The organism is Micromonospora sp. NPDC007220 (assembly GCF_040634035.1).
Taxonomy (GTDB): Bacteria; Actinomycetota; Actinomycetes; order Mycobacteriales; family Micromonosporaceae; genus Micromonospora; species Micromonospora reichwaldensis.
This window is the reverse complement of the sequence record NZ_JBEYEU010000022.1, coordinates 53384-69411: the sequence shown is the minus strand read 5'-3', so window position 1 is coordinate 69411 and position 16028 is coordinate 53384. Positions and strand designations below refer to the sequence as shown.

17 protein-coding genes are annotated in these 16028 nt (G+C 72.9%); 9 read left to right on the top strand and 8 right to left on the bottom strand.

Features of this window, described 5'->3' with window-relative positions:
* Positions 1 to 4 precede the first annotated feature (4 nt).
* Positions 5 to 1312, bottom strand: coding sequence for an aspartate aminotransferase family protein (locus tag ABZ573_RS26510; protein WP_358121702.1), 1308 nt, complete (start codon positions 1310 to 1312; stop codon positions 5 to 7).
* A gap of 209 nt (positions 1313 to 1521) precedes the next feature.
* On the opposite strand from ABZ573_RS26510, the gene ABZ573_RS26505 reads away from it, so the two are divergent.
* Positions 1522 to 2517 carry a hypothetical protein gene (locus tag ABZ573_RS26505; protein ID WP_327028996.1) on the top strand — a complete coding sequence of 332 codons (996 nt, stop codon included), beginning with the start codon at positions 1522 to 1524 and terminating at the stop codon, positions 2515 to 2517.
* A 62-nt stretch (positions 2518 to 2579) separates the two neighbouring features.
* On the opposite strand, the gene ABZ573_RS26500 is transcribed toward ABZ573_RS26505, so the two are convergent.
* Positions 2580 to 3275, bottom strand: coding sequence for a Tat pathway signal sequence domain protein (locus ABZ573_RS26500; RefSeq protein ID WP_358121700.1), 696 nt, complete (start codon positions 3273 to 3275; stop codon positions 2580 to 2582).
* A gap of 378 nt (positions 3276 to 3653) precedes the next feature.
* On the opposite strand from ABZ573_RS26500, the gene ABZ573_RS26495 reads away from it, so the two are divergent.
* The 3 genes from ABZ573_RS26495 to ABZ573_RS26485 all read left to right on the top strand — a co-directional run bounded on the left by ABZ573_RS26495 (position 3654) and on the right by ABZ573_RS26485 (position 5816).
* Entirely contained in the window at positions 3654 to 4421 is a 768-nt protein-coding gene (locus tag ABZ573_RS26495; protein WP_358121698.1) for a TetR/AcrR family transcriptional regulator, read from the top strand.
* Positions 4422 to 4633: 212 nt separating this feature from the next.
* Positions 4634 to 5263 (top strand): DUF6230 family protein, encoded by a 630-nt coding sequence (locus ABZ573_RS26490; protein WP_151457472.1) that lies wholly within the window; start codon positions 4634 to 4636, stop codon positions 5261 to 5263.
* Position 5264: 1 nt separating this feature from the next.
* Positions 5265 to 5816 (top strand): DUF6114 domain-containing protein, encoded by a 552-nt coding sequence (locus ABZ573_RS26485; protein ID WP_358121695.1) that lies wholly within the window; start codon positions 5265 to 5267, stop codon positions 5814 to 5816.
* A gap of 1 nt (position 5817) precedes the next feature.
* Here the strand turns inward: ABZ573_RS26485 and murD are convergent, their stop codons facing one another.
* Complete coding sequence (gene murD / locus ABZ573_RS26480; RefSeq protein ID WP_327028999.1) at positions 5818 to 7164, bottom strand: UDP-N-acetylmuramoyl-L-alanine--D-glutamate ligase; 1347 nt, start codon at positions 7162 to 7164, stop codon at positions 5818 to 5820.
* A gap of 91 nt (positions 7165 to 7255) precedes the next feature.
* Here murD and ABZ573_RS26475 point away from each other — a divergent pair, with 91 nt between their 5' ends.
* Positions 7256 to 8605, top strand: coding sequence for a hypothetical protein (locus ABZ573_RS26475; RefSeq protein ID WP_358121692.1), 1350 nt, complete (start codon positions 7256 to 7258; stop codon positions 8603 to 8605).
* A gap of 184 nt (positions 8606 to 8789) precedes the next feature.
* Here the strand turns inward: ABZ573_RS26475 and ABZ573_RS26470 are convergent, their stop codons facing one another.
* From ABZ573_RS26470 to ABZ573_RS26455, 4 genes are all read right to left on the bottom strand, one after another.
* Positions 8790 to 10724, bottom strand: a complete 1935-nt coding sequence (locus ABZ573_RS26470; protein WP_358121690.1) for a PucR family transcriptional regulator ligand-binding domain-containing protein — start codon at positions 10722 to 10724, stop codon at positions 8790 to 8792.
* A gap of 185 nt (positions 10725 to 10909) precedes the next feature.
* A complete protein-coding gene (locus tag ABZ573_RS26465; protein ID WP_151455760.1) occupies positions 10910 to 11563 on the bottom strand; it encodes a hypothetical protein in 654 nt (217 codons plus the stop codon).
* A 191-nt stretch (positions 11564 to 11754) separates the two neighbouring features.
* Positions 11755 to 12003, bottom strand: coding sequence for a flavin reductase (locus tag ABZ573_RS26460; RefSeq protein ID WP_358121688.1), 249 nt, complete (start codon positions 12001 to 12003; stop codon positions 11755 to 11757).
* Positions 12003 to 12182: a hypothetical protein gene (locus tag ABZ573_RS26455; protein ID WP_151455758.1), complete on the bottom strand. Its 180-nt coding sequence runs from the start codon at positions 12180 to 12182 to the stop codon at positions 12003 to 12005. The genes ABZ573_RS26460 and ABZ573_RS26455 overlap by 1 nt, the downstream gene beginning before the upstream one ends.
* Positions 12183 to 12515: 333 nt before the next feature.
* On the opposite strand from ABZ573_RS26455, the gene ABZ573_RS26450 reads away from it, so the two are divergent.
* The 3 genes from ABZ573_RS26450 (at position 12516) to ABZ573_RS26440 (ending at position 14362) form a co-directional block, all read left to right on the top strand.
* Positions 12516 to 13322, top strand: a complete 807-nt coding sequence (locus tag ABZ573_RS26450) for a helix-turn-helix transcriptional regulator (protein ID WP_327029002.1) — start codon at positions 12516 to 12518, stop codon at positions 13320 to 13322.
* The gene (locus tag ABZ573_RS26445; protein ID WP_151455757.1) at positions 13309 to 13497 is read left to right on the top strand and encodes a DUF397 domain-containing protein; all 189 of its coding nucleotides are present in this window, start codon (positions 13309 to 13311) and stop codon (positions 13495 to 13497) included. The genes ABZ573_RS26450 and ABZ573_RS26445 overlap by 14 nt, the downstream gene beginning before the upstream one ends.
* A gap of 292 nt (positions 13498 to 13789) precedes the next feature.
* Entirely contained in the window at positions 13790 to 14362 is a 573-nt protein-coding gene (locus ABZ573_RS26440) for a hypothetical protein (protein WP_151455756.1), read from the top strand.
* Between the two features lie 114 nt (positions 14363 to 14476).
* Here the strand turns inward: ABZ573_RS26440 and ABZ573_RS26435 are convergent, their stop codons facing one another.
* Positions 14477 to 14899 carry a MarR family transcriptional regulator gene (locus tag ABZ573_RS26435; RefSeq protein ID WP_151455755.1) on the bottom strand — a complete coding sequence of 141 codons (423 nt, stop codon included), beginning with the start codon at positions 14897 to 14899 and terminating at the stop codon, positions 14477 to 14479.
* 87 nt (positions 14900 to 14986) lie between these two features.
* Here ABZ573_RS26435 and ABZ573_RS26430 point away from each other — a divergent pair, with 87 nt between their 5' ends.
* Positions 14987 to 15985 (top strand): NADP-dependent oxidoreductase, encoded by a 999-nt coding sequence (locus ABZ573_RS26430; RefSeq protein WP_151455754.1) that lies wholly within the window; start codon positions 14987 to 14989, stop codon positions 15983 to 15985.
* The last annotated feature ends 43 nt before the right edge of the window (positions 15986 to 16028 follow it).

Genomic DNA, 16028 nt, shown 5'->3' with positions numbered 1-16028 from the left:
GCGCTCACGCCGCCACCTCCGCCGCCACGCAGGAGCGGATCGCGTCGACCAGGATGGCCAGGCCCTCGCGGGCCTCGTCCTCGGTCAGCGTCAGTGGTGGCCCCATCCGCAGCACGTTGCCGTACAGGCCGCCCTTGCCGGTCAGCAGCCCGCCGGCCCGGCACGCCTCGAAGACCCGGCCGGTCAGCGCCGGATCCGGCTCGGCGGTGCCCGGCCGGACGAACTCGACGCCGAGCATCAGCCCCTTGCCGCGTACCTCCGCGACGCCGTCGAGACCGCTTACGGCGGCGCGCAGGCCGTCGGCGAGGATCGCGCCGGTGCGGGCCGCGTTGGCTTGGAGGTCGTGGTCGAGCAGGTAGTCGAGCACCGCGTTGCCGGCCGCCGTCGAGACCGGGTTGCCGCCGAAGGTGGAGAAGCTGATGCCCGGCACCGACTCCAGCACGTCCGCGCGGCCGACCACGCCGGCCAGGGCGAAGCCGTTGCCGATGCCCTTGGCGAAGGTGAGCAGGTCCGGGGTCACGCCGTGCGCCTGGTAGCCCCAGAAGTGCTCCCCGGTACGCCCCCAGCCGGTCTGCACCTCGTCGCAGACGAACAGGATGCCGTGGGAGTCGAGGACCTTCTTCCAGGCGGCGAAGAGCCCGTCCGGCGGGTGCACGAAGCCGCCCACGCCCTGGATCGGCTCGGCGATCAGGCAGGCCACGTCGCCGGAGGTCTGGGTGGCGAGCACCTCGTGCAGGTCCTCCACGGCCGCCTCGACCCGTTCGGCCTCGCCCAGCCGGGCCAGCAGGCCGCGCAGCCGCTCGCCGGAGTGCAGCCAGGCCACCTGGAGCGGGTTGAGCGCGCTGGCCGACCAGCCCCGGTTGCCGGTCACGCCCATCGCCGCGTACGACCGGCCGTGGTAGCTGTTGCGCACGGCGAGGATCTGGTGCGAGCGGCGGTGGTTGGTGGCGACCAGCAGCGCCGCCTCGTTCGCCTCGGTGCCCGAGTTGGTGAAGAAGACCCGCGCGTCGGGGATGCCGGAGAGGCGGGCGACCTTCTCGGCCAGCTCGACCTGCTGCCGGATCAGGTAGAGGGTGGAGCTGTGCACGATGCCGGTGCGCAGCTGCCGCTCGACGGCCTCCCGGATCTCCGGGACGTCGTAGCCGATCATGTTGGTCAGCACGCCGCCGAAGAAGTCGAGGTAGGTGCGGCCCCGGGCGTCGGTGACCCGACGGCCGGAGCCGGAGACCAGCTCGATCGGCTCGTCGTAGTAGAGCGGCATCCAGGACGGGAGCACGGCCCGGTGCCGGGCCAGCAGATCGTCGGTGGTCATCGTCGCACCCTCTCAGCGGCGTTCGCGGTAACCGCACGCTGCCACCAGCCGGCGGCGGGGACAAGGGCCGGCTGGTGGCGCGGCACCGGGGCCGCCCCACACCGTCGCCCGGCCCGGTCCGGTCCGGTCCGGTCGTCGCCCGGCCCCGGTCGTCGCCGCCGGCCCGGTCGTTCGTCGCCCGGGCACCCGGCCGCCGGTACGATCCGGCGGTGCGGACCGGTGAGGAAGCGCCGCGTGGGGCGCCGGCGCTGCCGACCGGCGCGGCGGGCACGAGCGTCGAGACGATTGCGGCCGGCGTACGGGCCTGGGTGGGCTCCGGACCGCTGCGCGACCTCGTCGGGCACTTCGGCGGCACGTGGCCGGACGGGGACGTGGCGGGAGTGCTGGCCGGCCTCGACGACTTCTCCGCCCGGCACTGGGACTTCCGGGGTGGCCGGGAGCGGCCGGACGCCCGGGAACCGGCCGTCGACGCGGCCACCGCGCGGCTGGTGCTCGCCACCGCCGCCGCGCTCGGCATGGTGCGTCCGGCGGCGCCGGCCCGCTCGCGGTACGCCCACCTGGTCGTGCTCGGCGGGTTGGCGCACGCCTGCCAGCGCCGGGTCGCGTACGCGGCGCACCTGCTGCGCGGCGGCACCCGGGTCGGCGGCGAGGTGGCGGTGCTGGGTAGCTTCCGCCCGCTGTCGGACGCGGAGTGCCGGGCCCTGGAGGTGGCCGGCGTCCCGCCCTGCGACACCGAGGTGGCGGCGCTGGACGCGGCGGTGCGGCGGGAGTTCGCGGTGACCGTCCCGGCCGAGGAGGACGGCCACGACGCCGACCACCCCCACCGCTCCTGGTCGTCGCGCACGTACCGGCCCGAGGGCGGCCCGCCGGTGCGCGTACTGGCCGCCCCGTCCGGCGATCCCGCGCGGCGCCGCGCGCACACCGCAGACACCCAGCGGTTCTGGGCCGAGCACGTCCGCCTGCGCGCGGGCGACGCGGTGCTGATGGTGACCGCGCCGATCTACGTGCCGTTCCAGCACTGCGACGCGCTGCGCACCCTCGCCGTGCCGTACGGCTGCGCGATCGAGACCGTCGGCGTCGACCCGGCCCTGCCCGACCTGGCCGGGCTGCCCGAACCGGCGCTCACCCCGGGTCGCTACCTCCAGGAGATCCGCTCGGCCATCCGGTCCGTGCGGGCCCTGCACACGGCGCTGGGCGACGGCTGACCGGCGCACGACCGGTGGCCGACGCACGACGGATCGCCGCGCGCCGGCCCCGTGGACCGCGATCAGTTGACGTAGACGGGGGCGTTGCCCTTGCTGGAGTCCTGCACGGGCGAGTACGCCGCGGAGAAGTACGCCGTGCCGAAGCAGAGGCTGGGGCCGGAGAACTTCGTCAGCGTCTGGTTGGTGAAGGTGATCGAGTTGTTGGCGTTGGTCGCCGTGCCGGTCAGGCTGTTGGTGCTGGTCCGGTAGACGCAGGTGATCGCGCCGAGCAGCGAGTTCAGCACGACGGTGCTCTGGATCGGCGCCGTCGCCGTGCCGCTGATCTTGACCACGCCGGCGCTGGTGACCGAGGTGGCGTACGGCAGGTTCTGCACGGTCACGCTCTGCACCCCGGTGGTGCCGATGACGTTGGTGGTGCAGTTGGTGAAGGACTGGGCGGTCAGGCTCTCGGTGGCGGTGCCCGGGGCCGCCGGGTTGCTCAGCACCTTGGCGCTGAAGGTGGACGCGGCGCACTTCACGCCGGTGGTGCCCGAGGCGGAGGAGTAGAAGGTGGCGTTGGTGCCGGTCCTGAGGCTGGCCCGGATCACGTCGTTGACGGCGACGGCGGTGCCGCCCGGCGTCGGGTAGGTCAGCACGTTGTTGGCGAACGGTGCCGGGGTGGCGGAGCGCGGAGCGGCGGCCGAGCCCGGGGCGGCGGCGAGGCCGGTCAGCAGCGCGAGGGTGGTGAGACCCACGCCGATTCGTCCGTACCTGAGCATGGTTCTTCCTTTCCGGGGCGGGGGAGGTCGACTCGCGTGGGCGGGGGGTGCCCGCGCGGCGACCGGGGCCGTCGCGTCATGGACGGCGGTGGGGGTTGCCGGGCGGCCGTCGGGGCCGGACGGCGGTGGCGGTGGTGGTGCGGCGACGTCAGCGGGCAGGCCGGCGTGGCACGCCGCGGCGCAGCGGCGTCACCTGCGTCTTTCCGGCCTTGGGAGGGCGCTCCTGTTCCGCGATAATGGCAGCCATCGAGCCCTCCTTCGATGAGTCAACGGGTGACCATCCGGAATATCACCCATGGTGACGGGATCCCAACTGAGCGTGCAGCAAGTTATAAACCCCGGAGGGTCGTAAAGTCAATGAATGGAGAGGCAGGCACGTTGACCACGCAGCGCCGCCCGCATCCGGCACCCCTGCCGGGCGCACGCCCCGGTCGCGACCCCGATCGCGCGATCAAGCGTGGCCCGCGCCGGCTCTCCGCCGAGGCGGTGGCCGCCACCCAGCGCGACCGCCTCTTCGACGGGCTCGTGCGGGAGGTGGCGACGAAGGGCTACGACAACGCCCGGGTCACCGACATCTGCCACGCCGCCGGGGTGACCCGACCGGCCTTCTACGCCCTCTTCAGCGGCAAGGAGGACGCCTTCCTCGCCGCGTACCGGCACGGCGTCGCCGTGCTGTCGCAGCTCATGGAGAGCGCCTACCGGGAGGCCGGGCCGACGTGGTCGGACGCCGCCCGCGCCGCCCTGCGCACCCTGCTGGAGGTACTGGCGAGCGTGCCCGCCTTCGCCCGGATGGCGCTCGTCGAGGTGGACGCGGCCGGCCCGGACGCCCGCCGGGAGCGCGACGCCCTGCTCGGCAGCTTCCGCCGGTTCTTCGCCGACGCCGGCCCCGGCCCGACGGTGGACGTGGACCGGGACGCGCTGGTCTCCACCGTGGTCGGCGGGATCCACGCCACCGTGCGCAGCCGGGTGGCCCAGGGCCGGGCGACGGAGCTGCCCCAGCTGCTGCCGGTGCTCACCTACGCGGCCACCGCGCCCTTCCTCGGCACCGACGACGCGGCCCGGGCGACGGGGCTGGCACGCCCGGCCGACGGCCCGGGCACGACCGCGCCGTGCGCGCCGGCCGGCGAGGCGGCCACCCTGTCCTGACGGCGCCCCCGCCTCCCGGCCGGGCAGCCCGCCGCCCCGCGGTCGGAAACCGCAGCGGTTTTTCACTTTGGCCGTATTTGGCAGATACCGCCTCAACCAGCCCCCACCGGCCGTTGACCCGGCATTTACTCGGCGGTAACTTCAGCCTGCGCAGAACCTTGAGTCGATTTCCCATTGTCGCCGATCAATTGATCTTCGAAAGGGAGCCCGCCATGTCGGAGCAGATCGCACCGATCGAACCCGATCCGCCGCGCAGCGGCGTGCGCTGGCGCCGGTTCGCCGCCACGCTGGGCACCGTCGTGGCGGGTGCCGCCGGCATGGTCGTGCTGACCGCCCAGGGCGTACTGGGCGCGCAGTTCGCCATCTCCGGCATGCCGTTCACCGTCACCGCCGACAAGCTCACCGGCACGGGATTCGAGCAGTTCGCCACCATCGACCAGATGATTCCGGACAGCCCCAACCAGGGCGACACCGGCGGACAGGTCCTGGTGATGGTGTCGGCGATCGACAAGGCCGAGCTGACGAACCTCTGCCAGAGCATCAACCTGGGCGGCGTCTACCTGAAGATCACCGCCGGCGGCGCCGGCACACCGGTCACCGCCCGCACCCTGGTCGTCGACGGCGACGAGGTCGCCGGCAACGCCTCCTTCAAGAACATCAACGTCGGGCAGGACGCCAGCACCCTCGACCAGGTCCCCGGGGTCAAAGGCAACCCCGGCGTCTTCGCCCAGCAGTCGGACACGGTGATCATCACCAACCTGCGGCAGAACAACTACGCCACCACGGCGGCCGTCTTCAACCTGCCCGACCTGCGCATGGCGTTCACCTCCGACGGATGCTGACGTGACCGCCGCGGGACACCACCCGGTGCCAGCCGCCCGCCGACCCGGCGGGCGCTGGCGCCGCTGGCGGCGGGGCCGCCCGTTCACCGCCGGGGTGCTGATCGCGCTCGGCGGCACGGAGATGCTCGTGACCCTGCGCGCGCCGCTCGGGGTGCTGCTGCACGTCGGGCCGCAGGGGCTGGCCGCGTACCTGGTGCCGGCCGTCCTGGTGCTCTGCGGGGTGCTGCTGGTCGCCACTCCGCAGCAGCGGGTCTTCTACGCCGTGCTCTCGCTGCTGCTCGGGCTGGTCTCCTGGCTGACCTCGAACCTGGGCGGCTTCCTGGTCGGGATGCTCCTGGCCCTCGTCGGCGGGGCACTCGCCTTCGCCTGGACGCCCGACAAGCGGCGCCAACCGGGCGGCGCCACCGGGGCGCCCGGAACACCGGCCCCGCAGACCGGAGCACCGGCCCCACACACCGGGGACCCGGACGACGACGCGGACGACGACCCGGACGACGACGAGCTGCTGCCGGGCCTGGGCACGACGCACCCGACGCCCGCCGACCGGGGCTGAGTCAGCCGGCGGTGTCGCGTACCGCCTGGGCGAAGACCTCGGAGCGGTGCTCGAAGTTGCGGAACCGCCCGTAGCTCGGCGCCGCCGGGGAGAGCAGCACCACCCCGTCGGCCGGGGTCACCTCGCGGGCCAGCCGGACGGCGTCGACCAGGTCGTCGACCACCTCGGTACGCACCTTCGGCAGGCCGGCAAGCGCCTCGACGATCCGGGCGCCGCTGTCGGGGATGCCGAGCACGGTGAGCTCGCGCTCCGCGAGGTGCTCGCGCAGCGGCGCGTAGTCCAGGCCCCGGTCGGTGCCGCCGACGATCACCGTCAACGGCCGCCCCTCGTACGCGTCGATCGCGTGCATGGCCGCGTACGGGCTGGTGGCGAGGGTGTCGTCGACGAACGTCAGACCGGACGGGTCGGCGATCTCGGTGAGGCGGTGGGCCAGCCCCTGGAACTCGGCGACCGCCACGGCCAGCGTGTCCCGGCGTTCCACCACGTCGACGCCGAGCGCGTCGAGCACGGCGAGCGCCACACAGAGGTTGCCCTCGTTGTGCCGGCCGACCAGCGGCAGCACCGCGCGCGGGAAGAGCGGCCGGTCGCCGAGGTGGAACCAGGGCGTACCGTCGGCGCCGCCGGCCACGTGGGCGGTGTCCGGCAGGCCGGCGCGCACCGCCGCGCGGTCGCCCAGTTCGAGGGCGAGCCTCGGGTCGGCGCCGTTGACCACCACGGTCCGTGGCCCGTGCGCCAGCAGGTTGAGCTTGTCCCGGTAGTACTCGGCCTCGCCGCCGTGCGCGTCGAGGTGCTCGGGGAAGAGCGCGGTGACGACCGCGACCCGGGGCGAGTCGGTCAGGTCGCTGCACTGGTAGCTGGACAGCTCGAGCACGTACAGCTCCGCCTCCGGCAGGTCCAGCGTCGGCACGCCGATGTTGCCGCCGAAGACGTTCGGCCGGTCGACGGCGGCGAGCAGGTGGCTGATCAGGCTGGAGGTGGTGCTCTTGCCCTTGCTGCCGGTGACGCCGATCGTGCGGGCGGCGTGGTCGGCCATCCACAGGGCGGTGCCCTGGGTGACGGTCACCCCGCGTCGGCGCAGCTCCACCAGCCACGGGTGGGTCTGCGGCACGCCGGGCGAGCGGACCACCACGTCGGCGGCGGCCAGCCGGGCGAAGCCCTCCTCGCCGGTGACCAGCGGCGCGGCCTCGGCCAGCGGCCCCTCCCAGGGCAGGCTGAGGAAGTTGGCGCTGTCGTCGACGGCGACCAGGTCGGCCGGGCCGTGCGCGGCGATCGCGGTCACCGCGGCCCGGCCCTCCCGGCCGGCCCCCCAGACGGCGACGGTACGTCCGCGCAGGTCAGACAGGCGCACGGGCTCTCCTCAGGGGGTGTTGTCGGGCGTGGCAGGGGCGGGGTCCGGCGCAGCCGGACACGGCCGGACGAACCAGGGCCTAGTATGGCGTGTGCCCAACGAGCAGCTCCGGCGGATGGACGCCTTCACCTTCCCGTCCTACTCGATCGACCTCTCCACCGGGGAGGTGTTGTTCGACTACGCCCTCACCGGCCCCGACGGCGAGCAGCGGTTCACCGAGGTGGTCACCCTTCCCCTGCCGGACGCGCCGCCCTCGGACGAGACCGTGGCGACCCTGGGCCGGGTGCTGGAACTGCTGCACGTGGTCGCCGGCGTCAGCTACTACAAGGCCGCCGCGCCGCCCCGCCTGGTGCTGCCGGCGCCGCTAGGCACGGCCGCCGCCGAGCTGGTCACCGCCGTCTACACCAAGGGCCTCGCGGAGTACGCGTACCGCAACCAGCTGCCGCACGTGCTCGAACTGCGCCCGGAGGTGCCGCCCGGCACGGTCTCCCCGGCCCGGGAGTACGACGACTCCGACCGGCGTCCGCTCTCGGCGGTCGGCGGCGGCAAGGACTCCATCGTCAGCCTGGAGGCCCTGCGCCGGGCGGGCTTCGACCCGGTGCCCTTCTCGGTCAACCCGAACCACGTGATCGTCGCGGTGAACGAGGCGTCCGGGCTGGCCCCGCTGGCCGCCCGGCGGCGCATCGACCCGGTGCTGTTCGAGCTGAACGCCGCCGGGGCGCTCAACGGCCACATCCCGGTCACCGCGATCAACTCGCTGATCGCCGTCGCCACGGCGGTGCTGCACGGCCTGGGCCCGGTGGTGATGTCCAACGAGCGCTCGGCGTCGGACCCGAACCTGGTCTGGAACGGCCACGAGATCAACCACCAGTGGTCCAAGGGTGTGGAGGCGGAGGGGCTGCTCCGGGCCGCGCTGGCCTCGCACGCCGGGCTCACCGAGCCGTACTTCTCGCTGCTTCGCTCGCTGTCGGAGCTGCACATCGCCCGGTCGTTCGCCGAGATCGACCGCTACGACGACGTGGTGACGAGCTGCAACGCCGCGTTCAAGCTGCGCGACGCCAGCGAGCGCTGGTGCCGGGACTGCCCGAAGTGCCGGTTCGTCTTCCTGGCCATGGCGCCGTTCATGTCCCGCGAGCGGGTCACCCGCATCTTCGGCGGCGACCTGCTCGCCGACGAGTCGCAGATCCCCGGCTACCGGGAGCTGCTGGGCGTGGACGGGCACAAGCCGTTCGAGTGCGTCGGCGAGGTGGAGGAGTCGGTGGTGGCCCTGAGCCTGCTGGCCGAGCAGGACCAGTGGCGCGACGCCCCGGTAGTCCGCGCCCTGGTCGACGCGGTCCCGGCCACGGCCTGGTCGACGGCGGCCACCTCGGACGTCTTCACCCCGGGCGGCCCGAACCACATCCCCCCGCCCTACGCCAAGGCCCTCACCGCCCTCACCTGACCCCCGCCCCCGCCCCCTCCCCCTCCCCGCCCTCTCCCCACCCCCGCCCTCTCCCCTCCCCCGCCCTCTCCCCTCCCCCGCCCTCTCCCCGTTGATCATGAAGTTGTTGCGCTTCGCCTCGGCGTGTCGCGGCAACAGCTTCATGATCAACGGGGTGACCAGGGGTCAGCGGGGCGACGCGGGGTCAGCGGGGTGATGCGGGGTGGGTGCGGATGGCGTCCAAGGCCAGCAGGGCCACGTGCAGGGAGAGGCAGGCCTCGACCGAGTCGAGGTCCACGTCCAGGACGCGGCGGATCCGGGCCAGGCGCTCGTAGAAGGCCGGTCGGGACAGGTGTGCCGCCCCGGCCGCCGCCGACTTGTTGCGGCCCTGCTCCAGGTACGCCCGCAGGGTGCCCAGCAGCTGTTCCCGCGGGTGCTGCGCGTCGTGGGTCAGCAGTGCGCCAAGTTCCCGCTCGACGAAGGTCTGCAACCGGGGCTCGTCGCGCAGCAGGTGCAGCAGCCCCGCCAGCCCGACGTGCGGCAGCCGGAAGACCGGCAGGTCCCGCCGGTCCCGCCGGGCGGCGTCGGCGATCTGCCGGGCCTCGACCAGCGACCGGCGCGCCTCCCGCAGGCTGGGCACGCCAGAACCGGCCGCGACGAGCAGTCCGCCGCCTGCCGGCCGGGCCACGCCGTTCGTCCGCCCGTGGGACCGGGCCGGTCCGTCACCACGGACGGGGCCGCCCGGGCGGGCCTGGCCGTCGGGACGAGCCGAGCCGCCCGGGCGAGGATGACCCTCCGGGCGAACGAGCGAGTCCGGGCGGGCATGGCCGTCCGAGCGGGCGGGGGCGTCCGGGCGGGTGCGGTGCAGCGCGGTGGCGAACGCGGCCAGCGACCGCTCCTCGGCCGCCGGCTCCGGCAGGGCGAGCAGCACGCCGACGGCATGGTCGTCGATGGCGCTGGAAAGCCCGGTCAGCTTCGCCTCGTGCAACGCCTGCCCGACCGCCTCGGCGAGATCACGCAGCCGAGCAGGACCGGCCTCCGGACCGCCCGGCTGCCCCTGGTCCGGGGCCGGGCCGCCCTCCCCCGCCGGGTCGTCGGCCCGGTGCCGGACCACCACCCCGACCAGGTGCCGGCGCTCCAGCAGCACGCCGAGCGCCCGGGCCCGCAGGGCGACCTCGTCCACCGGCAGCGAGTGGTCAAGCAGGGCGGTGAGCAGCGTACGGTGGATCTGCCGCTCCAGGCCCTCGGCGTCGCGCCGGATGAGCCGGCCCAGGGCCAGCGTCGAGGCGGCCCGCTCAACGAGGATGGTCAGCCGGGTGGGCGGGACCACGGGCGGCGCGGCGACGCCGACGGGCGCACCGCCCTCCTCGGCGGGGTCGAACACGCGCCGGCCCGCCGCCAGGTCGCCCCCGCCGGGCCAGCGCAGCAGCAGCCGCCCCCAGTCCTGCCCCCGGGCGCCCACCGTGGTCACCAGCCACCCGTTGTCGCCGTCGTACGCGGTGCGCCCCGCCGGCCGGATCCGCCGCGAGTGCTGCTCCCAGCAGTCCAGCAGCAGCTCGGCGCTCTCCCCCGCCGGGTCGTACGCGAGCACCTGCCGGGAGAGGTTCTCCAGCACCACCGGGCAGCCGGAGAGGTCGGCGGCCTGCCGCACCACCTCGCCGGGGCCGGCGCCCTCCACCGACAGCTCCGTGAAACGCTGATGGATCTCCTCCGTCGCCCGCAGCTCGGTCAACTGGGCGTCCACGATCAGCGCATGCACGGCCTCGGTGATCCGGACGAACGGGGTGGCCCGCCGCAGCTCGACCAGGGGCAGCCCGCGCCGCTCGGCGGCGGCGGCCATCACCCGGGGCACCGCGCTGACGTACCGGCGGCCCAGCTCGACGACCAGGCCGGAGACGCCCACGTCGGCCAGGTCGCCGATGAAGGCGCGCAGCCCGGCGTCGTCGGCGGGCAACCCGATCCCGGTGGTGAGCACCAGCTCGCCACCGCCGAGCAGCGGGGCGATGTCGGGCACCTCGGTCACGTGCACCCAGCGCACCGGGCGGTCGAGACCGGCGTCCCCGGCGACCAGGCGCGGAGCGCCGTGGCGGACCGGGTCCAGCGCGAGGACCTCACGGACGGTAGGGAACACGGGCGACACGCTACCGTCCGTGACATAGATCCCGCACGGGCAGCCGCCCCGTCCCGGGTTCGTGCCGCCAAGTGCGTACAACCGGCGCGACAACCGCTGCCGAGACCCGGTCGGAAGTTGGGCGTTATCGCGGAAGCCGAACAGCCTACCTGGGCCGCCGCAGGGGTCAGTCGGTCGGCCGTGTCAGCTACGGGTCACGATGCCGGGTGCTCGACCTGTGCGCGCACCTGCGTAAACATCTTGCTCGGATTGTCGGCCGGCTTGAAGCCTCCGAAGTGAATCACGCCAATGACGTGCGGGGAGGCCCACCCGCAGACTTCGACGCGGACGCCGGCGTTCTTGCTGGTGCCGCAGCGTGCTATGCCGCCCAGCGGTCCCGGCGCGACCGGCTTCACGTCGACGACCGCCGTCAGCGCGCCGAACACGGCGTCGAGCGTCGTTTCCGGTGCGACAACAGTGCCGGAGACCCCGCTGACAAGCACGAACCGGCTGTCGTCGGGTCGATGAACCCCGAGCTCCGCTGAATACTTCTCCTTCCCTGCTGCGTAGGCGGTACCCACCGCGCTGGTCGGCTCACCCTGGAGAAGCCTTTTGAAGCCGCCGATGTTCTGCTTGGTCATATCGTGCAGTCGTCGGTCGATCGATTCGTTCCAGCCGTCGAGCAGCGTCTCGGGCGCGTCGAGTCGTATCGAAACGACACTGGGGCTGCTGCTGGGCGAGTGGCCGGCAGCGGGCCGTGACTCAGCGGTGTCCGTCGGCCGCGTGCATCCAGCCGCAAGCAGGACCGCCAGGACCAGTGCGTTGGCCTTCGCGGCGCGAAGGGCGCCACCCGTAGGCGTTGTCGTCATGCTCCACGCTTCCTCTCGAGGCCGGCGGCGCACGATATCGCGACGGGCCCGCGTCGCAGCAGGCTGGCCACCGCTGCGATGCCGCCCGAGTGTGTCGGTTAAGCGAATGCCTACTTCAGCCAGGTCTTGGCCCAGTGGGGTGATCGCTACAGCATCCAGTCCGATCCTTACCAGATCCTTGTGATGTCACGTCAGTCCCGGGCCCGCGCCCAGTCGAGGAAGCGTTCCCGCAGGTCGAGAGGGCGCTCGGGGTTGAGCTGGGTGAGCTGGGCGTGGGCCTCGGCCATCAGCCCGCCCAGGTGGAACAGCAGGCCGATGCGGTCGCCCCGGTGCTCCGCCAGCAGGCCGAGCCGACCTGGCGGACAGGGCCACTCCGCGCCGCAGTTGCGGCACCGCCAGAGCGGGCGCATTGGCAGGTGCGGAATTCTCCGGTACGCCATCAGCGCATCCGCAGGGCGATGGCGCGAGCCTCGTCGTGGTTCAACGGCAGCCACCACAGGAACCGGCGTACCACGTCGATCGGGTCGGGGCCGCCCGGGTGGCCCCGGAGATCGCGGATCGCGGTGGTGAGTAGGGCCGACATCACCGGCAGCAGGTCCCGCGACGCGGGATCCGGCATCGCCCGCAGCTCGGGGCAGGGCCAGGGCTCCGTGCACCTCCGGCACCGCCAGTCGGGCGAACCGGCTACGTGCGCCGCCACGAGAGGCGTTCGCCGTCGGCCCCTGGAAACACACACGTCGACCTCCGTCGGCAGGGACGGGCCGCCCGGAAGCGGACGGCCGGGGCGGACCCGCCCGAGCCCTCCGGGCGCCGAGCGGGTCCGCCTGCGTGACAGTCTGGTGAGCGCGCGACTACCGTCGGAAGGCATTCGGCCCGGTCGTGGCCGCGCTTCGACAGCGGTACGCCGGGCCAGGATCCCGAGTGGAACTCAGGCGACCTGTGTGGAGGAACTGTGGAGGAGCCGACCGCCGACCTGATTCGCACCCAGCTGCGGCGGATGCGGATGAGCGCCAACCTCAGCCAGGAGGAGTTCGGCCGTATGGTGCACTATTCGGCGTCGATGGTGTCCGCCGTGGAGACGGGCACCCGCCCGCTCGACCGGGCGTTCCTGGCCCGCGCGGATGAGGTGCTCCGCTCCGGTGACCTGCTCGTGGCGCTGCTGCGGATCGCCGAACGGGACCGGGAGCCCTCGTGGTTCCGGCCGTGGCTGGAGGCCGAACGTGCCGCCAGGCAGCTCCGATACTTCAATCCAGCTCTGGTCCCCGGCCTGTTCCAGACGGAGAACTACGCCCGCGCCGTGCTGCGCTTCAACGACACCTTCTCCGAGGCCGAGGTCGAGCGGAAGCTGGCCGCCCGGCTGGCCCGGCAGGAAATCCTTATCAGGGAGGACCCGCCGCAGATCGTGGTGGTCGTGGACGAGTCGGTGCTGAGCCGGACGGCCGAGGGACTGAGCGGGATCATGGTGGAGCAGGTCGGCCGGCTGATCGAGGTGGCCGAGCTGCCGCACGTCCACATCCACCTCGTCCCGAGGAGCACCGGGCTGCACATCGGGTCGTCGGGCCCGTTCGCCCTGGCCCGCTCCGCCGACGGCGGCTGGGTCGGGCACCTGGAACATCAGCTCGGCGGGGCCGTGGTCGACGACGAGGACGGGGTGGCTGCCCTGCTGGCCCGGTGGGAGAATGTCCGCACCGAGGCCCTGCCCCGCCGGCAGTCCATCGACCTGATGAAGGAAGTGCAGGCGCACCATGAACCTCAGTGACGCCGTGTGGCGCACGTCCACCCGCAGCGGGTCGAGTGGCGGCGAATGCGTCGAGGTCGCCGACAACCTGCCCGGCGTCGTCGCCGTCCGCGACAGCAAGGACCCGGCGGGGGCGGCACTCACCTTCACGCCGGCCGCCTGGACGGCGTTCCTCGGCCTCGCCAAGCGCGCCTGACCGACACGGCCCGAGGGCGCCTCCCGCCGAGCGTTCCTCGATGCAGCAGACCCTGGATCTTGGAGCACACCCTGTCGTGGGCCACCCGCTGATGGCGCACTGTTCGCGACTACGAGCGCCATCCCGAACACACGCCGCGATGCCGCAGTGGGCCATGGCCGTCGTCCTGACCCGACGGTTGGTCCGCTTCCACCGCACCGGCCGCCTCCGAACCGTCACCAGCCCCGCCTGACTCGAACGACGACCCGCTGCGCGTCCTGAGCCGAGGCGGTAACGAGATACGGTCGAGATCATGACCATCATCTTCCCCGACCTCGGCCTGCACCTGGGCGTCCTGGACGCCCTGCTGGACGACGCGATCGCCGCCGACGACCTCAAGGCGCTCATCGAGTCGACCGGCCCCGACGGTCCGGAGGACGGCTACCCAGGTCCAGGCCCGCGCCTGGAGGCGTCACTGAAGCTGTTACATGCCGTCACGGTGCCGCCGGCCGAGGCTGCAGCGATCACCGACTTGCAGTTCGACGGCGGCAGCGACATCTACATGCTGATCGAGCAGACCCTGGACATCGACACCGGCGGCGAGTCCGACGACTACAACGTGACGTCGCTGGAGGGCATTGACGCACTGTCCAGCCTGCGGTCCCTGGACCTGGACGGCCACGGCTATCGCCCAGGTCCGTTGGACCTGACCCCCCTGACCGGCCACCCGGCCCTGTCGGAACTGGTACTGACCGGGAAGTGCACGGGAGCGGCGGCGCTGGAGTCGCTGCCTGCGCTACACACCCTGGACGTCTCGCTGGCGCACCTCGACGACCCCGATGTCCTGACCCGCCTGGAGGCCCGCGGAACGACGATCAACCGCTGACCGCGCCACCGCAGAGGCCGTTGCCCTGCAGAGGCCGGGAGTCCTGGGCTTGATATGGCCCGCCCGCGTGAAGCCGTTGAATCCTGCTCGATCGGGTCAGGGCGCAGGCACGGGTCAGCCGAGTGCCTTGCGCAGCAGCGCCGTCAAGTGGTCCTGCTCGTCGGGCGAGAGTCGTCCGACCGCCGTGCGGGCGAAGGTGAAGGCCGTTGCGAACCGGTGGTTGATCTCGTCTCCCCGGGGGGTTCTCGCGACGAGCCGTGCGCGGCGGTCCCGGGGGTTCGGTTCGCGGGTCACAAGGCCGAGCGCTTCGAGACGCACGACGATCTGGGTGATGTTGGAGGCATCGCAGCCGAGTTCCTCGGCCAGGGCGCCCATGCCCCGTCGCTCATCGAGTCGCCCGAGCACACATGCCTGCGCCGGGCTGAGCGACAGCTCGGCTGCCGCCGTCTCGTAGGCGCGGTCGTACACGTCGACCAGGTCGAACAGGGCTGCTTCGGCCTCGGACGAGGGAGTCACGGGTCCGTTCGGCAGCGCCATGTCCCCCAGCCTAGATGAGTTGTTTGATTCGCTCAAATAGCTGTGGTCCAATGATCCTTGATGCACTCAAGTAAACGAGGGGGGACGATGGGGAGCAGAGCCGAGCGCACAGCGGGCGACGCGATCGTGGCACCGCAGATGAACGCGGTCGTCCTTGACCGGTTCGGCGGAGTCGACGAACTCTCGTCGCGCCGGATACCGCTCCCGCAGGTCGGCGACGACGACGTCCTCGTCCGGGTGGAGTACGCAGGCGTCGGGTCCTGGGACGCGGGCGAGCGGGAGGGGGGATACGACGGCGTCTTCGGCGTCGCCTCGACCTTCCCCTACGTCCTCGGCTGGGACGCGGCGGGCACGGTGGCCGCGGTCGGGCGCAACGTCACGCGGTTCGGCGTGGGCGAGCGGGTCTACGCCGCGACGATGCCGGTGCCGCGTGGTGGCTCCTACGCCGAGTACGCCGTCGTCGAGGCGAAGTTCGTGGCTCGCGTGCCCGACCGGCTGCCGACCGAACAGGCCGGCGCGATGGCGTGGGACGCCCTGACCGCACTGAGCGGTCTCGACCTGCTCGGGCTGCGGCCGGACGAGACGCTCATGGTCTTCGGAGCCAGCGGGGGTATCGGCCACATGGCCGTGCAGCTGGCGCGACACAGCGGCATCCGGGTGTTGGCCGTGGCTTCTGGGGACGACGGTGTCGCCCTGGCCCGGCGGCTGGGCGCCGACGACGCCGTCGACGGTCGTCGAGACGACGTGTTGGCCGCGGCGTTCGAGTTCGCACCGGGCGGGCTCGCTGCGGCTCTGGTCACCGTGGGGGGCGAGATCGCCGAACGATCTCTGCGCGCGATCAGGAAGTCGGGACGGATCGCCTGGCCGAACGGTGTCCTGCCCGCGCCGGTGACGTCGCCGGGTGCGACGGTGTCGCACTACGACGGGGACCGGAGCCGCACCGCCACCGATCGGCTGAACGCGATCATCGAGGCGAGTTCCTTCGAGGTCCACGTCGCCCGGGCCTTCCCGTTGGCCCGAGCCGGGGATGCGCACCGCGCCCTGAATGATCACTATGTCGGGAAGCTGGCCCTCAAGGTCGGATAGGACCCGACAGACGGCCCGAGGTTCCCTGAGCGACACGGCCCGG

What these genes read in the sequence shown, in the direction of transcription:
- ABZ573_RS26510 (WP_358121702.1), bottom strand. Translation starts at nt 1,312, where the DNA reads ATGACCACCGACGATCTGCTGGCCCGGCACCGGGCCGTGCTCCCGTCC.
- ABZ573_RS26500 (WP_358121700.1), bottom strand. Translation starts at nt 3,275, where the DNA reads ATGCTCAGGTACGGACGAATCGGCGTGGGTCTCACCACCCTCGCGCTG.
- ABZ573_RS26490 (WP_151457472.1), top strand. Translation starts at nt 4,634, where the DNA reads ATGTCGGAGCAGATCGCACCGATCGAACCCGATCCGCCGCGCAGCGGC.
- ABZ573_RS26465 (WP_151455760.1), bottom strand. Translation starts at nt 11,563, where the DNA reads ATGACGACAACGCCTACGGGTGGCGCCCTTCGCGCCGCGAAGGCCAAC.
- ABZ573_RS26460 (WP_358121688.1), bottom strand. Translation starts at nt 12,003, where the DNA reads ATGGCGTACCGGAGAATTCCGCACCTGCCAATGCGCCCGCTCTGGCGG.
- ABZ573_RS26455 (WP_151455758.1), bottom strand. Translation starts at nt 12,182, where the DNA reads ATGCCGGATCCCGCGTCGCGGGACCTGCTGCCGGTGATGTCGGCCCTA.
- ABZ573_RS26445 (WP_151455757.1), top strand. Translation starts at nt 13,309, where the DNA reads ATGAACCTCAGTGACGCCGTGTGGCGCACGTCCACCCGCAGCGGGTCG.
- ABZ573_RS26440 (WP_151455756.1), top strand. Translation starts at nt 13,790, where the DNA reads ATGACCATCATCTTCCCCGACCTCGGCCTGCACCTGGGCGTCCTGGAC.
- ABZ573_RS26435 (WP_151455755.1), bottom strand. Translation starts at nt 14,899, where the DNA reads ATGGCGCTGCCGAACGGACCCGTGACTCCCTCGTCCGAGGCCGAAGCA.
- ABZ573_RS26430 (WP_151455754.1), top strand. Translation starts at nt 14,987, where the DNA reads ATGGGGAGCAGAGCCGAGCGCACAGCGGGCGACGCGATCGTGGCACCG.